General features: G+C 71.3%; 17 protein-coding genes. 8 read left to right on the top strand and 9 right to left on the bottom strand.

The annotated features are described in order from the left end of the window. The first annotated feature begins 144 nt into the window (after positions 1-144). The 6 genes from HK417_RS02370 (at position 145) to HK417_RS02395 (ending at position 11,284) form a co-directional block, all read left to right on the top strand. The gene (locus tag HK417_RS02370) at positions 145-405 is read left to right on the top strand and encodes a DUF1876 domain-containing protein (protein WP_222262922.1); all 261 of its coding nucleotides are present in this window, start codon (positions 145-147) and stop codon (positions 403-405) included. Between the two features lie 279 nt (positions 406-684). Then, a complete protein-coding gene (locus tag HK417_RS02375) occupies positions 685-2,088 on the top strand; it encodes a threonine/serine ThrE exporter family protein (protein ID WP_308123330.1) in 1,404 nt (467 codons plus the stop codon). A gap of 142 nt (positions 2,089-2,230) precedes the next feature. Next, complete coding sequence (locus tag HK417_RS02380; protein ID WP_261325767.1) at positions 2,231-3,142, top strand: proline dehydrogenase family protein; 912 nt, start codon at positions 2,231-2,233, stop codon at positions 3,140-3,142. Between the two features lie 29 nt (positions 3,143-3,171). Further along, positions 3,172-4,803 carry an L-glutamate gamma-semialdehyde dehydrogenase gene (gene pruA, locus HK417_RS02385; protein ID WP_222262926.1) on the top strand — a complete coding sequence of 544 codons (1,632 nt, stop codon included), beginning with the start codon at positions 3,172-3,174 and terminating at the stop codon, positions 4,801-4,803. 58 nt (positions 4,804-4,861) lie between these two features. Beyond that, entirely contained in the window at positions 4,862-9,778 is a 4,917-nt protein-coding gene (locus HK417_RS02390; RefSeq protein ID WP_222262928.1) for an NAD-glutamate dehydrogenase, read from the top strand. A 51-nt stretch (positions 9,779-9,829) separates the two neighbouring features. After that, positions 9,830-11,284 carry an amino acid permease gene (locus tag HK417_RS02395; RefSeq protein ID WP_222262930.1) on the top strand — a complete coding sequence of 485 codons (1,455 nt, stop codon included), beginning with the start codon at positions 9,830-9,832 and terminating at the stop codon, positions 11,282-11,284. A 216-nt stretch (positions 11,285-11,500) separates the two neighbouring features. Here HK417_RS02395 and HK417_RS02400 read toward each other — a convergent pair whose 3' ends face one another. From HK417_RS02400 to HK417_RS02410, 3 genes are all read right to left on the bottom strand, one after another. Next, a complete protein-coding gene (locus tag HK417_RS02400; protein ID WP_222262932.1) occupies positions 11,501-12,523 on the bottom strand; it encodes a LysR family transcriptional regulator in 1,023 nt (340 codons plus the stop codon). A gap of 85 nt (positions 12,524-12,608) precedes the next feature. Next, complete coding sequence (gene amaB, locus HK417_RS02405; RefSeq protein WP_222262934.1) at positions 12,609-14,138, bottom strand: L-piperidine-6-carboxylate dehydrogenase; 1,530 nt, start codon at positions 14,136-14,138, stop codon at positions 12,609-12,611. 29 nt (positions 14,139-14,167) lie between these two features. Beyond that, positions 14,168-15,334 (bottom strand): NAD(P)/FAD-dependent oxidoreductase, encoded by a 1,167-nt coding sequence (locus HK417_RS02410; protein WP_222262936.1) that lies wholly within the window; start codon positions 15,332-15,334, stop codon positions 14,168-14,170. Positions 15,335-15,440: 106 nt separating this feature from the next. On the opposite strand from HK417_RS02410, the gene HK417_RS02415 reads away from it, so the two are divergent. Next, positions 15,441-16,355, top strand: coding sequence for a LysR substrate-binding domain-containing protein (locus tag HK417_RS02415; RefSeq protein ID WP_222262939.1), 915 nt, complete (start codon positions 15,441-15,443; stop codon positions 16,353-16,355). 40 nt (positions 16,356-16,395) lie between these two features. On the opposite strand, the gene hglS is transcribed toward HK417_RS02415, so the two are convergent. The 5 genes from hglS to HK417_RS02440 form a co-directional block, all read right to left on the bottom strand. Continuing rightward, on the bottom strand, positions 16,396-17,838 hold the full coding sequence (gene hglS, locus HK417_RS02420; protein ID WP_222262940.1) for a 2-oxoadipate dioxygenase/decarboxylase: 1,443 nt from the start codon (positions 17,836-17,838) through the stop codon (positions 16,396-16,398). Continuing rightward, positions 17,835-18,887 carry a hypothetical protein gene (locus HK417_RS02425; RefSeq protein WP_222262942.1) on the bottom strand — a complete coding sequence of 351 codons (1,053 nt, stop codon included), beginning with the start codon at positions 18,885-18,887 and terminating at the stop codon, positions 17,835-17,837. Before HK417_RS02425 ends, hglS begins: the two co-directional genes overlap by 4 nt. 329 nt (positions 18,888-19,216) lie before the next feature. After that, on the bottom strand, positions 19,217-20,719 hold the full coding sequence (locus tag HK417_RS02430) for a tripartite tricarboxylate transporter permease (RefSeq protein WP_222262944.1): 1,503 nt from the start codon (positions 20,717-20,719) through the stop codon (positions 19,217-19,219). 7 nt (positions 20,720-20,726) lie between these two features. Continuing rightward, the gene (locus HK417_RS02435) at positions 20,727-21,185 is read right to left on the bottom strand and encodes a tripartite tricarboxylate transporter TctB family protein (RefSeq protein WP_222262946.1); all 459 of its coding nucleotides are present in this window, start codon (positions 21,183-21,185) and stop codon (positions 20,727-20,729) included. A gap of 70 nt (positions 21,186-21,255) precedes the next feature. Next, the gene (locus tag HK417_RS02440) at positions 21,256-22,320 is read right to left on the bottom strand and encodes a tripartite tricarboxylate transporter substrate-binding protein (protein ID WP_222262948.1); all 1,065 of its coding nucleotides are present in this window, start codon (positions 22,318-22,320) and stop codon (positions 21,256-21,258) included. A gap of 326 nt (positions 22,321-22,646) precedes the next feature. Here HK417_RS02440 and HK417_RS02445 point away from each other — a divergent pair, with 326 nt between their 5' ends. Continuing rightward, a complete protein-coding gene (locus tag HK417_RS02445; RefSeq protein ID WP_308123331.1) occupies positions 22,647-23,174 on the top strand; it encodes a hypothetical protein in 528 nt (175 codons plus the stop codon). On the opposite strand, the gene HK417_RS02450 is transcribed toward HK417_RS02445, so the two are convergent. Next, positions 23,133-23,588, bottom strand: coding sequence for a hypothetical protein (locus HK417_RS02450; RefSeq protein ID WP_222262950.1), 456 nt, complete (start codon positions 23,586-23,588; stop codon positions 23,133-23,135). The genes HK417_RS02445 and HK417_RS02450 overlap by 42 nt on opposite strands. Between the last annotated feature and the right edge of the window lie 66 nt (positions 23,589-23,654).

Consider the following 23,654-nt stretch of genomic DNA (forward strand, 5'->3'; position numbering starts at 1 on the left):
TCGCGTTCCCGTCCCTGGGCATGGGGGGTCTGAGGTGAGGCTCCCGGCCGCAGCCGGGAAACGGCGGCACGACGACGGGTTCGCCATCCCTTCCCGCAGCAGAATGGATCTGCACAACCGACCGATGGGATCGCCATGGACTCCGTGAAGACGTGGACCGTTCACGTCGACATCGACGAGCACGAGGACCGCACCCGAGCGGTCGCCCGTCTGAGCAGGGGTGAAGACCAGTCCCTCGCCGGTACCGGGCTCGCCCGGCTCAATCCGGCAGACCGCAACGTGCCCCAGATCGGAGACGAACTGGCGGTGGCCCGGGCGCTGTCGGAGCTGAGTCATCTCCTGCTCGACGTTGCTGCCCGGGACATCGAGCAGATCAGCGGTGTGCCGGCCCATCCCGTGCTCTGACGTCGGGTCGGTCTCCGGCCGGCTGCGGCCCTGGACTCCTGGCCGGCTTCCCGCAGTTCCGGGCCCCACATCGGATCGTTCTCGTCGTCCCCACCGCATGGTGCTGGGGCGGCTCGCGGCAGCACGACGGGCGCGGCGACCGATCCCGCGATCGCCGCGCCGGCCGTGACCTGGCTCAGCTGCTCCGGCGTCCCGACCGCTCGGGGCGGTGCGCGGTGGGGGGACTCCGCCGTCGTCCCGACCACTCGTCGGCAGGTCACCCCGCTCTAACCTGGCAGCGTGCCCAGCCGGCCCCGGTCTCGCCGCAAGGCCCACGTGCGCTTCCCGGACCGGGCATGGCGCGCCATCGGTGGGAGCGCTCCGCCGACCGAGCCCATCGGGATACGCGCGCAGCCCAGCCCCATGGACGACCTCACCGCGCACGCCGCGCTGGGCCTGGCCCTGCGCATCGGGGAGTCGATGCTCGCCATCGGAGCCTCCGCGGCCGACGTGACCGCGACGGTGCTCCGAGTGGCCGCCGCGTACGGACTGACCACCTGCCAGGTCGACGTCACGTTCACGTCGCTGATGGTCAGCTACGACCGGGAGGACGCGGTCCCCCTCACGGCGATGCACACCGTGCGTACGCGCGGGATGGACTACACCCGCCTGCAGGGGGTCACGGACCTGGCACGCGTCGTCAGCGCCGGTGGCGTCGAGATCGAGGAGGCACACCACCGACTGGACCGAGTGGTCTCAGCGCCACGCACGTACCGCCGCTCCGTCCACGCGCTGGGCTGGTCCGGCGTGGCCGGGTCCACGGGGATCCTGCTCGGCGGTGGCTGGCTGGTGGCCCTCATCGCCGCACTGACCACGGCCGCGATCGAGCAGTCGATGCGGGTGCTCGATCGGAGGGGACTGCCCCTGTTCTTCCAGCAGGTGGTGGGTGCCGCGGTCGCGACAGGCGTCGCCGTCCTCCTCGTCGCCTGGCAGGTCGACGTGCGCAGTTCGCTGGTCGTCGCGGCCGGCATCGTCGTGCTGCTGGCCGGACTGTCGTTGGTCGGCGCCGCGGAGGATGCGATCAGCGGGTTCCCGGTCACCGCGGCCGCACGGGCCTTCGAGGTGGTGACGCTGACCGCCGGCATCGTCGTAGGCATCGCCGGCGTCCTGGACCTCGTCCAGCGGGCACAGGTGCCGCTGAGCGTCGTCCCCGGTTCGCCTTCGACTGCACCGTTCGTCGTGGGGCTCGCGGCGTCGGCCGGGATCGCCGGGTTCTGGGCACTGGCCTCCGAGGCGCGTCCACGCGCCACCGGCCTCGCCGCGGTGGCCGGAACACTGGCCTGGACGACGTTCTGGGCGGCCAGCGAGCTGGGCACCGGCCCCGCGGTCGCCAGCGGGATCGCGGCTGTCGCCATCGGGTTCAGCGGAGAGCTGCTGACCGAGCGGCTCCGGATCCCGCCGATGCTCGTCGCGGTCTGCGGCATCGTCCCGCTGTTGCCGGGGCTGACGATCTACCAAGGCCTCTTCGCGATCGTCGTGGACGCCGACATCGAAGGCGGACTCACCGCCCTCGTCGGAGCCGGCGCCATCGGGCTCGCGCTCGCCGCCGGCGTCACGCTGGGCGAGTACCTCGGCAGACCGATCAGGGGTGGACGCGACCGCTACGACCGGCGTGTGCGCCGTCGGGCCACGACCGCCGAGTGAGTTCCGCCGGGTGCACCGGCGAGCGCGGGCTCCGGATCGCGCAAGACCCGTGACCGCTCTCGTAGTGTGAGCCGCGCCACTCCTCAGTACAGTCGGCTTGCCGTAGCCATCTGAACGCCAGTCACCCGGAACGGGAGGCGTGATGGTCAACCGAGTACTGATGTGGGCTGCCGCGAGCCCCAAGCTGCAACGGCAGGTCACCCAGAATCCGATCGCCCGCAGGGCCGCACACCGCTTCGTCGCAGGGGCGCGGCTGGAGGAGGCGCTCGAGGCCGCAGCGGAACTCAACTCCCGTGGCATCGGCAGCATCCTCGATCTCCTCGGTGAGGGGGTCGAGGATCTGTCCGGCGTGGGCCACGCCATGGCCGAGTACGAGGAAGCGACTCAGGCGATCGCCGCCCAGGGTCTGGATTCCACGATCTCCATCAAACTGTCGCAGTTGGGGCAGACCGTGGACCGGGATGCGTGCGTGGCGAACCTGCGCCGGGTCCTCGACGGGGCCCAGGCGGTGGGTGTTCGGGTCGAGATCGACATGGAGGACAGCACCCTCGTCCCGGACACACTGGAACTGTTCCGGGGGGCGGCGACCGCGCATCCGCAGACGCGGCTCGCCATCCAGGCGATGCTGCGCCGCACGCCCGTGGACCTGGAGGCGTTGGCGCCGCTCAAGCCACGGGTCCGGTTGGTCAAGGGTGCCTACGCGGAACCCGTCCAGCTCGCACACCACGGCAAGAACGAGATCCGGGCCCAGTTCAAGTTCCTCACCGACTGGCTGTTCCGTCACGGCGCCGACCCCGCGTTCGGCACGCACGACGACGAGCTGATCGCCTATGCGCGCAAGGCTGCGGTCGAAGCCGGCAAGGGACCTCAGGAGTTCGAGTTCCAGTTCCTCTACGGCATTCGCCGCGACCTCCAGCGAGAGCTCGTGGACAACGGTCACCGCGTCCGCGTGTACGTCCCGTTCGGGTCCGCCTGGTACCCCTACCTGACGCGCCGGATGGCCGAGCGTCCCGCCAACCTGCTGTTCTTCCTGCGCGCCCTCGTGGGTCGATGAGGCACCCAACAACCGGAGCGTGATCCACCATGTTCGACGCCATCAGCCAGGTCCCTCCCCCCGTCAACGAGCCCATCCACGATTTCGCCCCCGGCAGCGCCGAGCGGACCGCACTCGAGGCGCGGTTGAAGCAGATCGCCGCGGAGAGGGTCGAGCTCACGATGACGATCGGCGGCGAGCAGCGACTCGGCGGCGGCGAACCCATCGACGTGGTGCAGCCCCACCGCAAGCGTGCCGTCCTCGGCACGCTGAACAACGCGACGTCGGACGACGTCCAGGCTGCCGTGGCGGCAGCTCGCGCAGCTGCTCCGGCGTGGCAGCGCATGTCGTACGACGATCGGGCCGCCATCTTCCTCAAGGCCGCCGAGCTGCTCGCCGGGCCGTGGCGGCACACGCTGGCCGCGGCCACGATGCTCGGCCAGAGCAAGACGTGCTACCAGGCGGAGATCGACACGCCGTGCGAGCTGGTCGACTTCTGGCGGTTCAACGTCCACTTCGGCCGCCAGATCCTCGAGGAGCAGCCGATCAGCTCGCCGGGTGTATGGAACCGCTTCGACCACAGACCCCTTGAGGGCTTCGTGCTCGCGATCACGCCGTTCAACTTCACGGCCATCGCCGGTAACCTGCCCACCGCGCCTGCCCTCATGGGGAACACGGTGCTGTGGAAGCCGTCACCGACGCAGCAGCTCGCCGCGCACTACACCATGCGGGTTCTGGAGGCAGCGGGACTTCCCCCCGGCGTCATCAACATGGTCACCGGCGACGGCCGCGCGGTCAGCGACGTCGCGCTGGTCCATCCCGACATGGCGGGCATCCACTTCACCGGCTCCAGTTCCACCTTCGGCCACCTGTGGCGGACGGTCACGGAGAACCTGACGACCTACCGCGCTTACCCACGACTGGTGGGCGAGACCGGCGGCAAGGACTTCGTCGTGGCGCACCCGTCGGCCGACGTCGACGTGCTGCGGACCGCGCTGGTGCGGGGGGCGTTCGAGTTCCAGGGGCAGAAGTGCTCAGCCGCCTCCCGGGCCTACATCCCGCGGTCGGTGTGGGATCGACTGCGCGACGGGTTCCTCGACGAGGTCGAGGGCATGTCGATGGGAGACATCACGGACTTCTCCATCTTCCTCGGCGCAGTCATCGACCAGCGGTCCTTCGACCGGCTGAGCGGTGTCCTGGAGCGGGTCAGGGGCGAGTCCGGCGTGGAGGTCCTCGCGGGCGGCACCGCCGACGACAGCGAGGGCTTCTTCATCCGTCCCACCGTGGTGCAGGCCGACAACCCGGCTCACGAGATCTTCAGCACCGAGTACTTCGGGCCGTTCCTCGGAGTGTTCGTCTACGACGACGCCGACTACGACCGCGTCATCCGGGAGGCCGCCGACATCGCACCGTACGGGCTCACCGGATCGATCATCGCGCAGGACCGCACCGCGATCGTCGAGGCCATGGAGGTGCTGCGGTTCTCGGCCGGCAACTTCTACATCAACGACAAGCCCACCGGGGCGGTCGTCGGCCAGCAGCCCTTCGGGGGTGCCCGGGCCAGCGGCACCAACGACAAGGCCGGGTCGGTCCTCAACCTGCTGCGCTGGGTCTCGCCACGGTCGATCAAGGAGAGCTTCGTGCCGCCCACCGACTACCGCTACGCGCACATGGGGATCTGATGCCGTGCCGCCTCGGAGGGCGCCGCTGAGAGCACCACCCGACCGTCTGGAGCCGGAGATGCCTCCGTCGCCCGAACCCACCGAACCCGTCCCGAGCACCGCAGACGCTGACGCCTGGTGGCGCTCCCTTCCCTCTGCGCTGCGCTCGTCGACCGCCGCCGAGCGCCTGCGCACGGACTACTTCGCCCCCCACGCGTCCGCTGACCTCGCCGACCGCTCGCTCGACGACCTGGCCGCGGCGGTGGCCTCGCACGTCACCGCCGGGATCCGACGGCCACCCGGCGAGGCCGTGGTCCGCGCCGTGGACGGCCCCGTCTCGGGCGCAGGAGAGCACGCGAGCACGGTGGAAGTGATCGCTGAGGACATGCCCTTCCTCGTCGAGAGCCTGACCGCGGCGCTGACCAGGCTGGGCCGGGGCATCCACACGGTCGTGCATCCGCGGTTCGCGGCACGTCGCGATGAGTCGGGTGGGCTGCTCGACCTGCACCCAGCCGACGACGCAACCCCCGGCGACGCGGTAGAGGCGTGGATCCGCCTCGAGGTCGACCGGGAGAGCGACCAGGCAGCGCGGGACGAGCTCGTCGGGGACCTCGTCTCAGTGCTCGCCGACGTCCGTGCCGCGGTCCGCGACTGGCAGCCGATGCGTGCCAAGGCGCTGGAGATCGCCGACGAACTGCGCACAGGCGCCTCCCGCGGAGTCCGCGACCAGGAGCTGCGCAGTGCCGCCCGATTCCTGTGCTGGCTCGCCGACGACCGCTTCACCTTCCTCGGCTACCGGGAGTACGACGAGGCTGCGGTCGACGGGGACGTCCGGTTGGTGACCAGGCCGGGAACCGGCCTGGGTGTCCTCGCCGGGGAGGGGACGCTCGGCGGCCCGGTGGCGCGACTGTGGCCCGAGCAGGTAAGGCAGCGGGTGCTCCGGATCACGAAGGCGGATGCGCGAGCGACCGTGCACCGGTCGTCGTACTACGACTCGGTGAGCGTCAGCAGACTGGACCCGGGAGGCCAGGTCACGGGCGAGCGCCGGTTCCTGGGGCTGTTCACCTCCAGCGCGTACACCGAGAGCGTCCGGCGGGTCCCCGTCGTCGACGAGAAGGTGGCGGAGGTGCTGCGCCAGGCAGGGTTCGCTCCCGGCAGCCACTCCGCGCGAGACCTGGTCAGCGTCCTGGAGTCCTTCCCCCGCGACGAGCTGATGCAGGCCGAGGTCGAGGAGATCCTGCCGACGGCGCTGGGCGTCCTCCAGCTGCAGGAACGCCGCCGCACCCGGATCTTCCTGCGCCACGACGCTGCCGGGGGGTTTCTGTCCTGCTTGGTGTTCCTGCCGCGGGACCGGTACACGACCGGAGTCGGCGCGAAGGTCCAGGACCTGCTCCGAGAGGCTTTCGACGGCGGAACGGCCGAGCTCACCGTACGGGTGTCAGAGTCGGCGCTCGCTCGGCTGCACGTGGTCGTCCGCCCCCGGTTCGGTGAGGAGCTCCGGCAGGCTGACGAGGCCGAGCTCGAAGCAGCGGTCGCACAGGCGCTCCGCTCCTGGGACGATGACGTGCTCGATGTCGCCCGGGAGCGGCTAGGCGAGGCCGAGGGCGCGTCCCTGATGCGGCGGTGGGCTCGCGGTCTACCCGAGGAGTACCGCGCGGCCGTCCCCCCGGGGCGCGCCGTCGAGGACCTTCAGTGGGTGGAGGCCCTCCTCGGCTCAGGCACTTCCGCCGCCGGAGAGCAGGCGCCAGCCGTCGAGTCCGCGCCCGTGCTCACGCTGCGCGAGGCCCTGGACGGTGAGCCTGGGACGTGGCGCCTCAACCTCTACCGACATGCGCCGGTCACACTGTCCGAGGTCCTGCCGCTCCTGGCCGATCTCGGCGTCGAGGTGACCGACGAGCGGCCGCACTTCCTGGAGCGTTTCGACGGCCGGCGGGCGTGGGTCTACGACGTCGGGCTACGGCTGCCCGCAGACCAGTGGCAGCGGGAGGCCGATGCCGGACCGGCTCGCGACCGGTTCTGCCTGGCGTTCGCGGCGGCGTGGTCCGGGCGCGCGGAGAGCGACCCCCTGAGCCGGCTGGTGCTCGCGGCGCAGTTGTCCTGGCGGCAGGTCGCCGTGGTGCGGGCACTGGTGCGCTACCTCCGCCAGACCGGCCTGCCCTACAGCCTGGACTACGTAGCTGGGATACTCCTCGGCGACGCCGCGGTCACGCGGCTCCTCGTCCGGCTGTTCGAGGCGCGCTTCGACCCGGTGCCCCATCGGGAGCCCGGGGACCGTGAACGCTCCGTGGACGCTGCGCTGCAGGAGACCCAGGACGCGCTCGACGCCGTGGAGGGCCTGGACGCCGACCGGATCCTCCGGGCGCTCCTGTCCGCCGTGCAGGCGGTGCTGCGCACCAACGCCTTCCGGCGCGACCCGGACGGGGAGGCTCCGCCATACGTCTCGTTCAAGTTCGACCCGGCCGCAGTGGCCGGGCTGCCCGAGCCGAAGCCGGCGTACGAGATCTGGGTCTACAGCCCACGAGTGGAGGGCGTACACCTGCGCTTCGGCCATGTCGCCCGCGGCGGCCTGCGTTGGTCGGACCGCCGGGAGGACTTCCGCACCGAGGTCCTCGGCCTGGTCAAGGCGCAGATCGTCAAGAACGCCGTCATCGTGCCGACAGGCGCCAAGGGCGGCTTCGTGGCCAAGCGGCTGCCCGACCCGGCGGTCGACCGGAACGCCTGGTGGGCGGAGGGGGTCGCCTGCTACCGGACCTTCATCAGCGCTCTCCTCGACGTGACGGACGACCTGCGCGCCGACGGGGAGCGCCAGATGGTGATCCCGCCCGCCGACGTGGTCCCCTACGACGGCGACGACCCCTACCTGGTCGTGGCCGCCGACAAGGGCACCGCGACTTTCTCTGACATCGCCAACGAGATCGCGCAGGAGCGCGGATTCTGGCTGGGCGACGCCTTTGCCTCCGGCGGCTCCAACGGCTACGACCACAAGGCGATGGGGATCACCGCCCGTGGTGCATGGGAGAGCGTGCGGCGGCACTTCCGGGAGCTGGGTCTCGACCCGCAGACGACCGACTTCACCGTGGTGGGCGTCGGGGACATGAGCGGGGACGTCTTCGGCAACGGCATGCTGCTCTCGGAGCACATCCGGCTGGTGGCCGCCTTCGACCATCGCCACGTCTTCCTCGACCCCGACCCGGACCCGGCGGGGTCCTTCCGCGAGCGGGCGCGCCTCTTCGCCCTCCCCCGCTCGTCCTGGGCCGACTACGACCCGACGCTCCTCAGTCCCGGCGGCGGGGTCCACTCCCGCACCGCGAAGTCGGTGCCCATCACCCCGCAGGTCGCGGCGCGGCTCGAGCTCCCGAGCGGGACCACGGCACTGAGCCCCAGCGAGCTCGTCCGCGCGATCCTGCAAGCGCCCGTCGACCTGTTCTGGAACGGCGGGATCGGCACCTACGTCAAGGCTTCGACTGAGGTACATGCTGAGGTCGGGGACAAGGGCAACGACCCCGTGCGGGTCGACGCCACCCACCTGCGCGTCCGCGTCGTCGGCGAGGGCGGCAACCTCGGCCTCACCCAGCGGGGTCGCGTCGAGGCGGCAGGGCGCGGAGTCAAGCTGAACACCGACGCGATCGACAACTCCGCCGGAGTCGACTGCAGCGACCACGAGGTCAACATAAAGATCATGCTCGACCGCCTCGTCGCCGACGGGATCCTCGGCGAGCAGGAGCGGAACAGCACCCTGCAACTGATGACGGAGGACGTCGCCCGGCTCGTCCTGCGCAACAACTATGAGCAGAACCGGGTGCTGTCGACGGAAGGGGCCTTCACAGCCGCCATGCTGCCGGCGCACCGGCGCTTCCTGGAGGCTTTGGAGAGCACCGGCGAGATCGACCGCGAACTCGAGGCCCTGCCGTCGTCTGCGGAACTCGACCGGCGTGCCCGGAACGGAGCAGGGCTGACCATGCCGGAGCTGTCGGTCCTCCTGTCCTACGCCAAGCTCTCGCTCAAGGGGGCCCTGCTCGACAGCGATCTGCCGGACGAGGCCTGGGTGCAGGACACCCTGCGGGCCTACTTCCCGGCGCGGCTCGGCGAGCGCTTCCCGGACCGGCTCGCCGAGCACCCGCTCCGGCGCGAGATCGCCACCACAGTTCTGGTCAACGACGTCGTCGGCGCGGGAGGGCTCACCTTCGCCTTCCGGGCCGCCGAGGAGACCGGCAGCGATGCTGCCGACGTCGTCCGCGCCCACGCCGTCGCCACCGGCGTCTTCGGGCTCAGGAGTCTCGTCGCAACAGTCGAGTCCCTCGACGCGCGGGTGCCCGCCCATGCGCAGGCACTCATGCTGCAGCAACACCAGCGTCTGCTCGACCGGGCCGTGCGGTGGTTCCTCCACGCCCGACCGGAGGGCATCGACGTCGGTCTCGAGATCGACCGCTTCGCGCCGACGATCCGCTCGTTGGCCGACCGCGTGCCCGACATGTTGCTCGGCCAGGACCTGGACTACGTCCGGGACCAGGCCAGCCTGCTCACCGGTGAAGGTGTCGGGGCGGCAGAGGCGCTGCAGGTGGCCAGCCTGCTCTACGTCTACCCGCTGCTCGACGTGGTGGAGATCACCGCGGACACCGGCCGTCCGGCAGCGGAGGTGGCGACGACCTGGTTCACCTTGTCCGAGCGGTACGGCTTCGACAGCCTCCTGACCGAGGTCTCGGCTCTGAGCCGAGAGGACCGCTGGGCGACCTTGGCCCGTGCGGCGCTACGGGACGACCTCTACGCCGTGCTGCGCGAGTTCACCACCGCGGTTCTGAGCCACGCCGGGACGCCGCAGCCCTCGCAACCCGATGGGGACGCCCGCTCGGCCGTGGCGGAGTGGGAGGGCAGTCATGCCCCCGCCGTTCGCCGCGCTCGCCAGACGCTCACGGACCTCCACACTGCCGGCCGCACTGACCTCGCCGCGCTGTCCGTGGCGCTGCGGACCCTGAGGACCGTCCTTCGCCGCCGTTGACGGCCGACCTGCACGTCACCGAGGTACCACCCGATGATGGGGAGAACACTCATGGGTACTCCGACAAGGCAGTCGGTGTTCCGGCGCATGCCGGTCGACCAGATGGACGAGATCGAGAAGGAGAGCGGGACCGGCGCGCTCGCCAAGACCCTCGGGCTCTGGCAGCTGACCGCGATCGGTGTCGGCGGCATCATCGGCGTCGGGATCTTCTCCCTTGCGGGGCTGGTGGCGCACGGCGACGCGGACAATCCCGGCGTCGGGCCGGCCGTGCTGTTCGCCTTCCTCATCGCCGGCCTGGCCTCCGCGGCCGCGGCGGTGTCCTACGCCGAGTTCGCCGGCATGATCCCGCGGGCCGGCTCTGCCTACACCTACGGGTACGTGGCTCTCGGCGAGATCATCGGGTGGTTCATCGGCTGGGACCTGCTCCTGGAGTACATCGCCATCGTCGCCGTCGTGGCGATCGGCATCTCCGGCTACCTCGCGGCGTTCCTCGAGGGTTTCGGTCTCGCTCTGCCGGTGTCGATCACCGCCTCCGCCGAGGAGGGCGGTGTCGTCAACGTCCCGGCCATCCTGATCTGCCTGCTGGTCACCTTCATCCTCAGCCGCGGCACGAAGGCGTTCGGCCGGTTTGAGCTCGTGGCGGTGGCGATCAAGATCGTGCTGATCCTCTTCATCATCGGGCTGGGCGTCTTCTACATCAACACCCAGAACTTCAACCCCTTCATGCCGGCCGGCTTCGGCCCGGTGCTCACCGGCGCGGCCACCGTGTTCTTCGCGGTCTTCGGCTACGACGCCATGAGCACCGCCGCGGAGGAGGCCGAGGACGGCAAGAAGCACATGCCGAAGGCGATCATCCTGTCGCTGATCATCGCGATGACCCTCTACGTGGCCGCCACGCTGGTGCTCACCGGGATGCAGAACTACCAGGAGATCGACCCGACGGCCGGCTTCGCCTCGGCCTTCAGCAGCGTGGGTCTGCCGGTGATCGCCTCGATCATCTCGGTCTTCGCCGTGCTGTCGATCCTGACCGTGATGCTGACCTTCCTCCTCGGCGTCACCAGGGTGTGGTTCTCCATGAGCCGCGATGGGCTGCTCCCGACGTGGTTCGCCAAGGTCGACCGCCACGGCACCCCGCAGCGCGTGACCTGGATCGCCGGCATCGGTTCCGCGCTGCTCGCGGGCGTCTTCCCCATCCGCGCGGTGGCGGATCTGACCAACATCGGCATCCTGTCCGCGTTCATCGTCGTGTGCGTCGCCGTCATCCTGTTCCGTTACACCCGGCCCGACACGCCCCGCAGCTTCCGCCTGCCCTTCATGCCCGTGGTTCCCGCGTTCGGGGTCCTGTCATCGCTGTTCCTGATCCTCCAGCTGCACTGGGAGACCTGGCTGCGGTTCGCCATCTGGCTGCTCATCGGGCTCGTCATCTACTTCGCCTACGGCCGGAAGCACTCGCTGCTGAACCCGGACAGCCCGCTCCACCGGCGGCAACCGACCTCGAGCCCCTGACGCACGCCCGGCGGCACCGCCCACACGGACGCTGGTGCGCGGCAGAGGTGGCGCCAGGCCCCAGCGAGCAGGTGCGGCTCGACGGCCTCCTCAGCGGAACGGACTCCGCCATGTCGGCGGACACGAGCACGCGCCCATCGTCGCCCGGAGGACACGCCACTCCCCACCGCGGCCACCCGGGCCGTCCGCGTCACCGGGGTGATCGACCCCGGGTGATCAGGCCCGGCTCGGTCCAGGTCCGCGTTCACCTGCTACCCGCGTCGGATCTCGATCAGCCCGGACGTGGCCGGCGGTCGTGACTGGCTCTGGGGCCTCGCGTAGCAGCCGCCGGTCGGAGTCGTGCAGAGCGCCGGCGGCGGCGGTCAGCGCGGCGATCACGGCTTCGATGGCCGGATGGCGGGCGGCAGGTCGGGCGAGCACCTCGACGTGTCGGTGCACGGTCACTCCGGCGAGCCGACGAGCGACCACTCCGGGATCTGGAACGTGGCCCATGGCCGGCACGAGCGCCACGCCCAGGCCGCTGCGGACGAAGCCGCGGATGACGTCGTAGTCGTTGCTCCGAAAGCTCACCCGCGGCTCGAAGCCTGCCTCGGCGCAGATCCGCTGGAGGCACGTGGCTCCCACGGAGCCCTGTCGGGTGGTGACCCACACCGCGTCCTCGAGCTGCGCGGGAGAGATGTCTGCCGCCTCGGCCAGCGGGTGTCCGGTGGGGAGGACCAGGATCAGGTCCTCGCGGAGCAGGGGGGTCACCGCCAGCGCTCGCGGACGCCGGACGGGCACCCGGGTGTAGCGGTACACCAGGGCGACGTCGAGGTCGCCGTCGTGGACCCGCGGGGTCAGCTCGTCGGGTTCGCCCTCGTCGAGCAGGATCTCCACCGACGGGTGGCTGACGGCCAGCGTGGCCAGCGCTGAGGGGAGGAGGTGCTCGCTGGCCGTCGGGAAGCTGCCGAGCCGCACCGTGCCGATCGCCCCGTCCGTGAGACCGCGGAGGTCGTCCTGCAGGGCTCCGAGCGTTGCGAGCACCTCCTGCCCGCGAGCGGAGAGGAACGCCGCCGCGGGAGTGGGACGAATGCCGCGGGCCTGCCGCTCGAACAGTGGCAGGCGGGCCGCCCGCTCCAGCGCCGCAACCTGCTGGGACACGGCAGAGGGCGTGTACCCGAGCCTTCGTGCGGCCGCCGCGAACGACCCCGTCTGCAGCACGGTGGTCAGCGTGTGCAGGTGCAGGGGGTCGAGCCTCATCGTGCCTCTCCTGAGCCGCACCGGCAGACATCCCGGCCGGACCGGCTCGGGGGCCTTCCGGCCCGAGCCGGTCCGCATGCCGCCGTCAGACCGTGAACTCCACGCCCTGGGCAAGGGGCAGCTCGCCGGAGTAGTTGATGGTGTTCGTGGCCCGGCGCATGTAGCTGCGCCACGCGTCGGAGCCCGACTCCCGTCCGCCTCCGGTCTCCTTCTCCCCGCCGAACGCGCCGCCGATCTCGGCTCCGGAGGTCCCGATGTTGACGTTGGCGATGCCGCAGTCGGAGCCGTCGGCGGCGAGGAACCGCTCGGCCTCGGCCTGGTCCGAGGTGAAGATGCTCGACGACAGGCCCTGGGGGACGTCGTTGTTCATCGCGATGGCCTCGTCGAGGGTGCGGTACGGCAGGACGTAGAGGATCGGCGCGAAGGTCTCCTGCCGCACGATCGCGCTCTGCTCGGGCATGCGGACGACGGCCGGTTCGACGTAGTAGGCGTCCGGCGCCTCCTCCTCCAGCCGGCGCCCCCCGCCCACGACGACCTCGCCGCCGTGCTGCCGCGCCTCCTGCAGGGCGTCCTGCATCGCCTTGAAGGCGGCGTCGTGGATGAGCGGACCGACCAGGGTCCCCGCCTCGATCGGCGAGCCGATGGGCAGCCGCCGGTACGCGGCGGCGACCCGGTCGGTGAGCTCGTCGATCACGTCCACGTGGGCGATGACCCGGCGCATGGTGGTGCAGCGCTGGCCGGCCGTGCCGGCCGCGGAGAAGACGATGCCGCGGGTGGTGAGGTCCAGGTCGGCCGAGGGCGTCACGATCGCGGCGTTGTTGCCGCCGAGCTCCAGCAGGGAGCGGCCGAAGCGGTCGGCCACGCGCGGTCCGACCGCCCGGCCCATGCGGGTCGACCCGGTGGCGCTCACCAGGGCGACGCCCGCGTGGTCCACCAGCGCCTCCCCGACGTCGGCACCACCGATGACCACCTGACTGAGTCCGTCGGGTGCACCCTCCTCCGCGATGGCCCGGTCGAGCAGGGCGGCGGCGGCCAGCGCGGACAACGGAGCCTGTTCCGACGGCTTCCACACCACGGGGTCGCCGCAGACGAGCGCGAGAGCGGTGTTCCACGACCAGACCGCCACCGGGAAGTTGAAGGCGCTGATCACGCCGACGACACCGAGGGGGTGCCAGGTCTCCATGAGCCGGTGGCCGGGACGCTCGGAGCTGATCGTCTTCCCGTAGAGCTGGCGGGACAGGCCGACGGCGAACTCGCAGATGTCGATCATCTCCTGGACCTCGCCGAGGGCCTCCGAGGTGATCTTGCCGACCTCCAGGCTGACCAGGGTGCCGAGATCCGCCTTGTGCTCCCGCAGCAGCTCCCCGAAGCGGCGGACCAGCCCTCCGCGGACCGGCGCCGGGACCGTCCGCCAGGTCTGGAACGCCTCCCCGGCACGGGCGACCGCACCGGCCACGTCGGCCGCGTCCTGCCACCGGACGGCGAACAGCGGCCGGCCGTTCACCGGCGACGTCACCGGCCGGCTCCCGGCGAGCGCGTCGAGGTCCACGCCGCATCGGGAGGCGGCGTCCCGGGCCTGACGGCTGAGGTCATCGGCGGTGGGCAGGGCGGTCACGTGCGGCTCCTCTGGGTCCGGTGTCGTGCTCAGACGATGTTGAGTTCGGGGCGGATGTCCCGGCCCGCGAATCGTGCGGCGCTCAGGCCGGTGATGTCGACGAAGGGCTCCTCGCCGAGGTAGAGGTCGCGCATGACCTCCCCCACGGCCGGCCCCATCAGGAAGCCGTGCCCGGAGAAGCCGGTGGCGTAGAGGAAGTTCTCCACCGTCTCGGCCCGGCCGATCAGGGCGTTGTGGTCCGGCGTCATCTCGTACAGCCCCGCCCACCCGCTCGCGATGCCGACGTCGGCCAGCGCGGGCGCACGGTGTTCGATCGCCGCCGCCAGACGCGGCAGCCAGCGGTCGGACCGGGTCAGTGTGAAGCCGGGGGTCTCGTCCGGGTCCGACATGCCGAGCAGCAGGCCGCGGCCCTCTCCGTGGAAGTAGAAGCTGGTGTCGAAGTCGATCGTGAAGGGCGTGCGGGGATCGAGGCCGGGGACCGGCTCGGTGACGAGGACCTGACGCCGCAGCGGACTGACGGGCAGGTCGACGCCGACCCACGAGCCGACTTCGGCCGACCAGGCACCGGCCGCACACACCACGGTGTCTGCACGGATCATCCCGGCCTCGGTCCGCACGCCCGCGATCCGCCCGTCGACGACGTCGATGCCCGTGGCGGCGCAGTGCGGCAGCAGCACCGCACCTGCCCGGCGGGCGGCCGAGGCATACCCCAGAACGACCGACTCGGGGGTGCAGTGGCCGTCGCTCGGCGAGTACGCCGCGGCGAGCAGCCCTCGGGTGTCGATGAGCGGCGACAGGTGACGGGCCTCATCGACGCCGATCATGCGGCTCGGGACCCCCAGGTCGTTCTGCAGGGCGACGTTGGTCTGGAAGGCCGCCACGGACTCCGGGGTGCCCAGGAGGAACAGGTACCCGACCTGGTGGAGGTCGATCTCCTGGCCGAACAGGGACGTGAAGTCGCGGAACGTCTCCAGGCTGCGCGCCCCGAGCGCGATGTTCACCGGGTCGGAGAACTGCGCCCGGACGCCGCCGGCCGCCTTCGACGTCGAGCCCGACCCGAACGCGCCCTTGTCCACCAGGACGACGTCGCGCACGCCCCGGCGGGCCAGGTGGAAGGCCGTGCTCAGTCCCATCACACCGCCACCGATGACGACGACGGAGGCGGAGGACGGGAGTTGGCGTCGGGCGGCGGTCATCACGGTCCTCAGGGAGCACGAACGCTGGGGCGTGCTGCCATCGTGCGACCCAACGGCCGTTCAGCACCATCGATGTTGTGTAGCTCGTTCCGTTTAGGTTTGCTGCATGGACGTCAACCTCGACCTGGTGAAGCTCAGGACCCTCGTCGGGGTCCGGGCGACGGGCAGCATGACCGCGGCGGCGGTGGCCCTGGGGTACACCACCGGAGCGGTCTCCCAGCAGATGGCTGCCCTCCAGCGCTCCGTGAAGGCTGAGCTGTTCATGCAGGTCGGGCGCCGCGTGCAGCTCACCGACGCCGGGCAGCTCCTCGCCGATCACGCGGTGGGCCTGCTCGCGCTGGCGCGGCAGACCGAGCAGGCCCTCGCAGCTCTGCCCGGGCGCCCGCAGGGGCGTGTCCTCGTCGGGGTCTTCGGTACCGCGACGGCGATGCTGCTGCCGCCGGCGCTGGCACGCGCGCGCGAGAGGTACCCCGGGATCCACCTGCAGTCGGTGGAGGTCGATGTGGACGACGCCACGTCCGCCGTCGCCGCCGGGCGGGTCGACCTCGCCTTCGGGGTGGACTACCCCCAGGCGCCCATCCCACGGGCGTCGGACGTCGCGCTGCTCGTGCTCGCCACAGAGCGCTTCTCGATCGCCACCCCCGCCGGGTCCGCGGCACCGCAGGGCCCGTGCTCACTCTCCGATCTCGTCGATCGATCGTGGATCCTGCCTCCGGAGCACACCTCCTACGGCCGCGCCATCCGCATGGCGTGCCGCAGGGCCGAATTCGAACCACGGGTGGACCACACCGTCACCGACACTGCCTCGACCCTGTCCCTGGTCGCGGCCGGCCTCGGCATCGCGCCGGTCACCGACCTGATGCTGGCGCTGCGGCGGGAGGACCTGGCCACGGTGCCCCTGACCGAGCGCCTCGAACGGACCCTGGTGCTGGCGCACCGCCGGGAGCCGGCGCCGCAGCCCGGAGTCCTCGCCGTCATCGACGCCATCCGGCACTCTCTGGCTGCCGGCCGCCCCGGCTGACGATCGGAGGAGTCCGTCCCCCACCCCAGCCGGTCAGGCATCAGGGTGACCCGCTGCCGGACACCGACGCCCCACCCGGCGGCTGACCGATGACGATCTCGCCGGCGGTGCCCAGCACGGTCGCGGCCCGGGCGAGCGACTCCGCCCGCTGCTCGGCGTAGACCTGCTCGGGGACGCGGATCGGACGGCCGATGGCCTCGGACAACCAGTCGGCGTCCCGGTGCGCCCCGCCCTGAGCAGCATCCATCTCCCCCCGGCCACTGAGGTTGGAGGCGAAGATGCCGGCCGCCGACCGCGGCAGGAAGTCCTCGTAGACGATCGGCTCGGCCACCAGCCAGCCCTCTGCGAGCAGGCCGGGCAGGTCGCGCGGCGGCGCGGTGCCGTCGGGCACTCGCTCCACCGGGCGGAAGGTGAAGAAGGCCAGGTCCTGGCGGGCCAGTTCGGCCTCCGAGTCAGGGAGTCCGGCGGCCCAGACGTCTGCGGCGACCTCCTGTCGCGTACGGGCGGATCCCTCGGCGAGAACCCGGTCGACCTCGCCGACGAGCTGGTCGTAGAGCTGCCGCCCGCGCGGGGTCAGGGCGATGCCGCGTGCCTCGACCTCGCCGAATCGCACCCGCAGCTCCCCGTGCCGGATGTCACCGCTGGGCTCACGGAACGTCCGGGGTTCGGCGAGGGCCCGGAAGGAGGTCTGACGCAGCAGCACGTCTGGCCCGTGCCACCGGGGTGGCCCCTGGATCTCGTCGATCATCTGGACCCCGCGGGCCTGCATGCTGGCGTAGAGGTCGTCGATGTCCAGGACTCGGGGCGTCAGGTGGTTGATGTGCGTGGTCGTCACACCGCCGATGTCCGCGGCCACGCCGGAGATCCGCTCCAACTCGGTGTACCACGTGCGGTCGACCGGGTCGGAGGACAGCGCGAACGAGGCAGCGGCGAGGTCCAGGAAGCGCGCCGCCTCCGCCTCGCTGAGCTCCCCCTCCTCCTCGGCCCGGTCCGCGAGGGCGAGCAGCTCGTCCGGGAAGAGCCGGCGCGCCGCCAGGAATCGGCTGAGCCGGTCCTCGAGCTCCTCGTCGAAGAACCGCCGGTCCTGCGGGACGAGCATCGAGGTGAAGACCCGGAAGGGGTTGCGGGCCAGTTCCTCGGTGTCGATCGGCCGGAACGCCGTCGAGACCACTGGGATGGGCTGCGGACGGGCGTCCCGGAGGTCGTAGAAACCCGTGGGGTGCATGCCGAGGGCGGCGAAGATGCGGGCCACCTGACTGAGCTCGTCGGGCGTCCCGACACGGATGGCGCCGTGCCGCTCGGCGGTCACCCGGTTGATGGAGCCGAGGCGTTCGGCCGCCTCGCCGTCCCGGTCCAGGACGCGGCGGTTCACCTCGTGCGACACCTCGGCCAGGGTGTTGTACGCCGGAACCTCCTGCCCGTAGAGCTCGGACAGCCGACGGGCGAAGCGGGCCCGCAGCTCGGCGGCGACCACGGTGGTCATGACATCAGCTCCGGGACGACGTCGATCGGCGCTTGCCCGCGCAGCCGCATCGCGGCGAGCACGCGTTCCTGGGCGAGGCGCTGGGCGGCGGTGTGCGGGGTCTGCCCGGTGCGCTTGGCCTCGCCCAGTACGGCGGTCGCGTTGGCCCGCAGCTTCGTCGAGACCATCGAGAAGACGTCATCGCGGTCCACGCGGAACGGCGAGTAGCGCATGTCCATGGAGTGTGCCGCGGCGACGATCCCACCGGCGTTCGCGATGAAGTCGGGCACGACCGGGATGCCGCGCTCGGCCAGGATCTCCCGGGCACGACCCGTGCTCGGCAGGTTGGCGCCCTCCACCACCAGCCGGGCGGTGGTGGCCAGGGCGACTCCCTCGTCGATGACGTCCTCCCGGGCCGCGGGCACCAGCACGTCGGCGGGCGCGCTGAGCGCGCGGTCCGCCGGCTGCACGTTGCCGTACTCGCGCACGCAGCCATCACCCGCCTCGGCCCGCAGACCGGACAGCCGGCTCACGTCCAGCCCGTCGGGATCGTGCACGGCCCCGACGGCGGTGGAGATGGCGACCACGGTCGCCCCCAGCTCGACGAACCGCCGCGCGGCCGCTTCGCCGACCGCACCGAACCCCTGGATCGCCACCCGTGAGCCGGCGAGCTGCCATCCTGATCCGATCGCCGCGGCGTCGGCGGCCTCCGCGACCCCGAAGCCGGTGACCCCGAGCTCGTCGTAGGGCAGGCCCCCCAGTTCCCGAGGCAGGCCGACAGCCGCGCCGCGGTCCCCGAGCTCGTACAGGAAGACGGCTGCGTCGCGCTCGGTCAGGCCCATGTCCAGTCCGAAGACGTACTCGGCCGGGACCTCGTTGCGGATGGTGCGGGCGAGCCGGGTGACCTCGCGCACGGTGAGCGTCGGGCTCATCCGGGTGCCGCCCTTGCCCATCCCCCGGGCCGTGTTGTCCAGCACGAGGACGCCACGCATGCCGGACCGACGGTCCGACACGCACACGACCTTCTCCGGACCCCACTCGTCCATCAGGGGGAAGACATCTTCCGTCACGGCGACCAGCCACCTCTCGCCTTCGATGTCGCTCAGCCGAGTCTTCGGTCCACGGCCCGTGGAGGGGAAGCCGCCGAGCACGCACATCGATCGCCCTGGCCCCAGCAACTCTTGCCCTGCCAGTGGCAGGCGGCCGGCGAACCGTTGGACTCCGGGGCGCTGCGCCTGCTGGCCGAGCGGTACGGGGGCCTGCCGGCGACCGGCGAGAACCTGCCGTCGTTCCACGAGGCCCGCAACCTCATCCGCTACGAAGGGCTGTGCTCGCGTAGCCCCCGGTCCCCTGTCGGGTCCCGCCGCGAGCCTGCGAGTGGTGAGGGCAGGGGGTCCTTCTACTCGTCCTCGAACACGACTTCGCGCTTGCGACGGACGGCCGGCAGCACGGCCAGGGCGAACGCGGCGGCCGCCAGGACGAGGAGGACCAGGGAGATCGGCCGGGTGAGGAAGACGGTCGGGTCGCCGCGGGAGATGATCAGGGCACGGCGGAGGTACTCCTCCAGCAGCGGGCCGAGGACGAACCCCAGGAGCAAGGGCGCCGGCTCGCAGCCCAGTTTGATCAGGAAATAGCCCAGGATGCCGAAGAACGCGACCGCGTAGACGTGGTAGGCGTTCAGTCCCAGCGAGTAGCAGCCGATCGAGGCGAACGCGATGATCGCGGGGAAGAGCACCCCGTAGGGAATGGTCAGCATCCTCACCCACAGGCCGATGAGCGGGAGGTTGAGCAGGACCAGGAAGAGGTTGCCGATCCACATCGACACGATGAGGCCCCAGACGAGCGCCGGTTCATCGGTGATGACGTTCGGGCCCGGGGTGATTCCCTGGATGATGAAGGCGCCGATGAGCAGCGCCATGATCGAGTTGGCCGGCAGTCCCAGCGTGAGCAGCGGGACGAAGGAGGTCTGCGCGGCGGCGTTGTTCGCTGATTCCGGTCCGGCCACACCCTCGATCGCGCCCCTGCCGAATTCCTGCGGGTGCTTCGAGACGCGCTTCTCCACCGAGTAGGACACGAACGACGCGAGCACGTGCCCCGCGCCCGGCAGCACACCCAGCACCGTGCCCAGGCCCGTGCCGCGCAGCACGGGCGCGGTGATCCTCCGGACGTCCTCCTTGGTGAGCCACAGGTTCCTGACCTTCTCGACCACCACGGTCCGCCTCGTCTCCCCCTCCAGATTGCGGAGGATCTCGGCGACGCCGAACATGCCGACGGCCAGGGACACGAAGTTCAGGCCGCCGTAGAGCTCGCGCTGACCGAAGGTGAACCGCGGCGTGCCGGAGTAGATGTCCTGGCCCACGGTCCCGAGCAGCAGCCCGAGGACGATCATCGCCAGCGCCTTCAGGGTCGAGCCGCTCGCCAGCGCGATGGAGGCGATCAGCCCCAGGACCACCAGCGAGAAGTACTCCGCCGGGCCGAACTCGAGCGCCGCCCGCGAGATCGGCGCGGCGAACAGGGCCAGGGCGATCGTCCCCACCGTGCCCGCGAAGAACGAGCCCAGCGCGGCGGTGGCGAGGGCCGGGCCGGCACGACCCCGTTTCGTCATCTCGTGACCGTCGATCGCCGTCACGGCCGCCGAGGACTCGCCGGGCAGGTTGATGAGGATGGCGGTGGTCGACCCGCCGTACTGAGCCCCGTAGTAGATGCCGGCCAGCATGATCAGCGAGGTGACCGGCTCGAGCCCGAAGGTGATCGGCAGCAGCATGGCGATCGTGGCGGTCGGCCCGATGCCGGGCAGGACGCCCACGGCGGTGCCCAGGGCGACGCCGATCAGGCAGAACAGCAGGTTCGCCGGCGTCAGTGCCGTCTCGAGGCCCAGCCCGAGACTCTCCAGCACTCCCATCGGCGCGCTACCCGAACCACGGGCCGAAGTACGGCAGCCGCAACTGCAGGGCGATCACGAAGATCAGGACGCTGAGGGCCGTGAGGGCCGCGGACGTCACGACGGCGGGGACCACGCGCGCGTGGCGGCCGGCCATCGCCGACAGGAAGACCGTCACCAGCAGCGACGGGACCAGACCCAGCCCCCGCACCGTGAAGCCGAAGAAGATCAGAGCGACGACCAGCAGTCCCGCCGCCTGCCACGGAACCGGGCCGATCTCACCCCCCTCGCCGGCGACGAACCCCGTGACGGCGATGAGGATCCCGAGGAGGACCAGCAGGGCCCCCAGCACGAGAGGGAAGTAGCCGGGACCCATGCGCAGCGCGCTACCGACCTCGTAGGTGCTCGCCGTGATGGCGAAGGCCAGCCCGAAGGCGACGAAGGTCGCACCCGCGAGCAGGTCCTTGCGTGCACCACGCCTGTCCACAGTCAGGTCCTCACGGATCGAGAAGAGAGGAGACGGTGGTGCGGCCGGCACCGCCCACCGTCGTCCGTGATCAGTCCGCCGAGACACCTGCCTGTTCGATGATCGGCCGCCAGAGCTCGATCTGCTCGCTGAGCCGTTCGGTGTGCGCTTCCGGCGTCGCTTCCTCCTCAGCGACAGGTGCGCTACCGAGATCGGCCAGCTGGTCGATCACGGCCTGGTCGGCGAGCGCGACCTTGAGGGCGTCGGAGAGCCTCTGGACGATCTCGTCCGGGGTCTCCGCCGGGACGTAGAGCCCGTGCCACACACCGACCTGGAGCTCCGGCAGGCCTGCCTCCGCGGTGGTCGGCAGATCGGGGAGACTCGCCACCCGCTCCGGCGTGGTGACGGCGTAGGCCTTGACCTCACCGCCCTGGATCTGCCCGGTGGTGTTGGTGGTCTGGTCGCACATCACGTCGACCTGGCCGGCGACGAGGTCGGTCAGGGCGGGCCCGGTGCCCTCGTAGGGCACCTCTGTCAGCGTCTGGCCGATGGCCTCCTGCAGGAGCAGCCCGCACAGGTGCGAGGCGGCGCCGATGCCTGCGTTGGCGAGCGTGACGGTGTCCGCGTTCTGCTGGAGGTAGACGACCAGCTCCTCCATGGTCTGGGGCTCGAGGTCCTTCCGCGCGACGATCGTCATGGGGACCTCGGTGACCAAACCGACCGTCTTGAAGTCCGCCAACGGGTCGTACGCGAGGTCCGGGTACAGCGACGGCGCGGTCGACATGCCGATGTGGTGCATCAGCACCGTGTAGCCGTCCGGGTTGGCCGCGGCGACCTCACCGGCCGCGACGGTGCCACCGGCGCCCTCGACGTTCTGGACGACGATGTTCCCGCCGAGCTCCTCGGCCATCGGCTCCGCGACGAGCCGGGTCACCGTGTCCGTGGGCCCGCCGGCCGAGAACGGCACGACGACGGTGATGTCGCCGTCCGGATATCCCTCGGCTGCCTCCTCCCCGCCGCCACCGCCGCCGCCCCCACCGCACGCGGCGAGCGCGAGCGTGGCAGCGGCCACTCCGATCCCCAGTCGAGATCGGCCGAGGTAGCGGGCTGCGGAGGGAGGGCGCGCACTGGCGTCGTCCACCTGGTGCTGTCGCATGAGGGACCCCTTGGAATCGCCAGCCTGCTCGGATCGAGAAAATATCAGGAAAGTGATCTTCGACACAGTGTGATCGACGCAGGCCGCAGCGCCGGTGGAGGCATCCGCGGCGCCGTCCCGGTGAGGAGTCCCGGGCGCGCTGAGCGGTACGGATCAGGCGCCGATCGGGGTCGCGGAGCGTCCGGACGGACGCCCTGTCCGCGCGTGCGCAGCAGGCCTATGTTGGCCCGGTCACAGCTCGCGCCGTACCGGGGCGATCCAGGCCGACGGAGCCATCGCGCCCGCCCCCTCGCCGGCTGGAGGTCCCGTCCCTCGGGAGGAGCCGGGTGCAGATCGAGCAGGTCGAGGCCATACCGTTCGCGATCCCCTACCGGAAGCCCCTGCGGTTCGCCAGCGGCGAGGTCCACGTCGCCGACCACGTGCTGGTCCGGGTGCGGACCGACGACGGTGTGGTGGGCGTGGCGGAGGCGCCACCGCGGCCGTACACGTACGGGGAGACGCAGCAGTCGATCGTGGCGGCCGTGGTCACGCTGTTCGCCCCGCAGCTGGTGGGGCTCACGCTGCTGGAACGCGAGGTCGCCCGCGCCCGGATGGAGCGGACCGTGGGCAACCCGGCCGCCAAGGCAGCCGTCGACATGGCGATCTGGGATGCCGTCGGCCGCACCCTGGGCCTGTCGGTCACGCAGCTGCTGGGCGGCTGGAGCGACCGGATGCGGGTGGCCCACATGGTCGGCTTCGCGCCCGACGCGGAGATGGTGGCCGAGGCCGAACGCGTCCTGCCGCTGTTCCCGTTCATGAGTATCTCGGTGACCCTATTGGCCCTGCACCCGTCGGCCCTGTCGGCGAACCCGTGACGGTGGCGGTGGCGCTCCGGAGCACTCCCCCGCTGCTCGCACCCCCGACAGACCCGGGTGGCAGCCCGCGGCGGCCCCAGTGGAACGCATGCACGACGACACCCCACCCACCGGCAGGTCCAGCGCGATACCGGCCTCGACCAGCGAGCGCGGCACCACCACGTCGCGCCGGTGGTGGACCACGTCCCAGACCGAGTGGGCGGCGAGTGCCGAGCCGGCCACCACCAGACCGACCCGACCGGATCCCGGCACCGCCACCACCGCGCACGCTCCCAAGCCGAGCACCGCCAGCGCCTCGGCCGTCAACCCGACCCAGCGGCGTCCGAGCGCCGCGGCACCCAGACACCAGAGCGCAGCCACGCTCACCGCGGTGGCGGCGGTCTCCTGGTCGACGCCGGTGGCCAGCGCGAGCACCGCGGCCCCGAGTCAGACGGCAGTGGGCCAGCGGCGCAGCACACGACGCCGGGTCGACGGTCTCGT

The organism is Modestobacter marinus (assembly GCF_019799945.1).
Classification (GTDB): domain Bacteria; phylum Actinomycetota; class Actinomycetes; order Mycobacteriales; family Geodermatophilaceae; genus Modestobacter; species Modestobacter marinus_B.

Bases quoted from the DNA above. Each gene is read 5' to 3' on its own strand.
- hglS (WP_222262940.1), bottom strand. From the start codon at position 17,838: ATGACCACCGTGGTCGCCGCCGAGCTGCGGGCCCGCTTCGCCCGTCGG.
- HK417_RS02415 (WP_222262939.1), top strand. From the start codon at position 15,441: ATGGACGTCAACCTCGACCTGGTGAAGCTCAGGACCCTCGTCGGGGTC.
- pruA (WP_222262926.1), top strand. From the start codon at position 3,172: ATGTTCGACGCCATCAGCCAGGTCCCTCCCCCCGTCAACGAGCCCATC.
- HK417_RS02440 (WP_222262948.1), bottom strand. From the start codon at position 22,320: ATGCGACAGCACCAGGTGGACGACGCCAGTGCGCGCCCTCCCTCCGCA.
- HK417_RS02395 (WP_222262930.1), top strand. From the start codon at position 9,830: ATGGGTACTCCGACAAGGCAGTCGGTGTTCCGGCGCATGCCGGTCGAC.
- HK417_RS02400 (WP_222262932.1), bottom strand. From the start codon at position 12,523: ATGAGGCTCGACCCCCTGCACCTGCACACGCTGACCACCGTGCTGCAG.
- HK417_RS02410 (WP_222262936.1), bottom strand. From the start codon at position 15,334: ATGACCGCCGCCCGACGCCAACTCCCGTCCTCCGCCTCCGTCGTCGTC.
- HK417_RS02380 (WP_261325767.1), top strand. From the start codon at position 2,231: ATGGTCAACCGAGTACTGATGTGGGCTGCCGCGAGCCCCAAGCTGCAA.
- HK417_RS02390 (WP_222262928.1), top strand. From the start codon at position 4,862: ATGCCTCCGTCGCCCGAACCCACCGAACCCGTCCCGAGCACCGCAGAC.
- HK417_RS02430 (WP_222262944.1), bottom strand. From the start codon at position 20,719: ATGGGAGTGCTGGAGAGTCTCGGGCTGGGCCTCGAGACGGCACTGACG.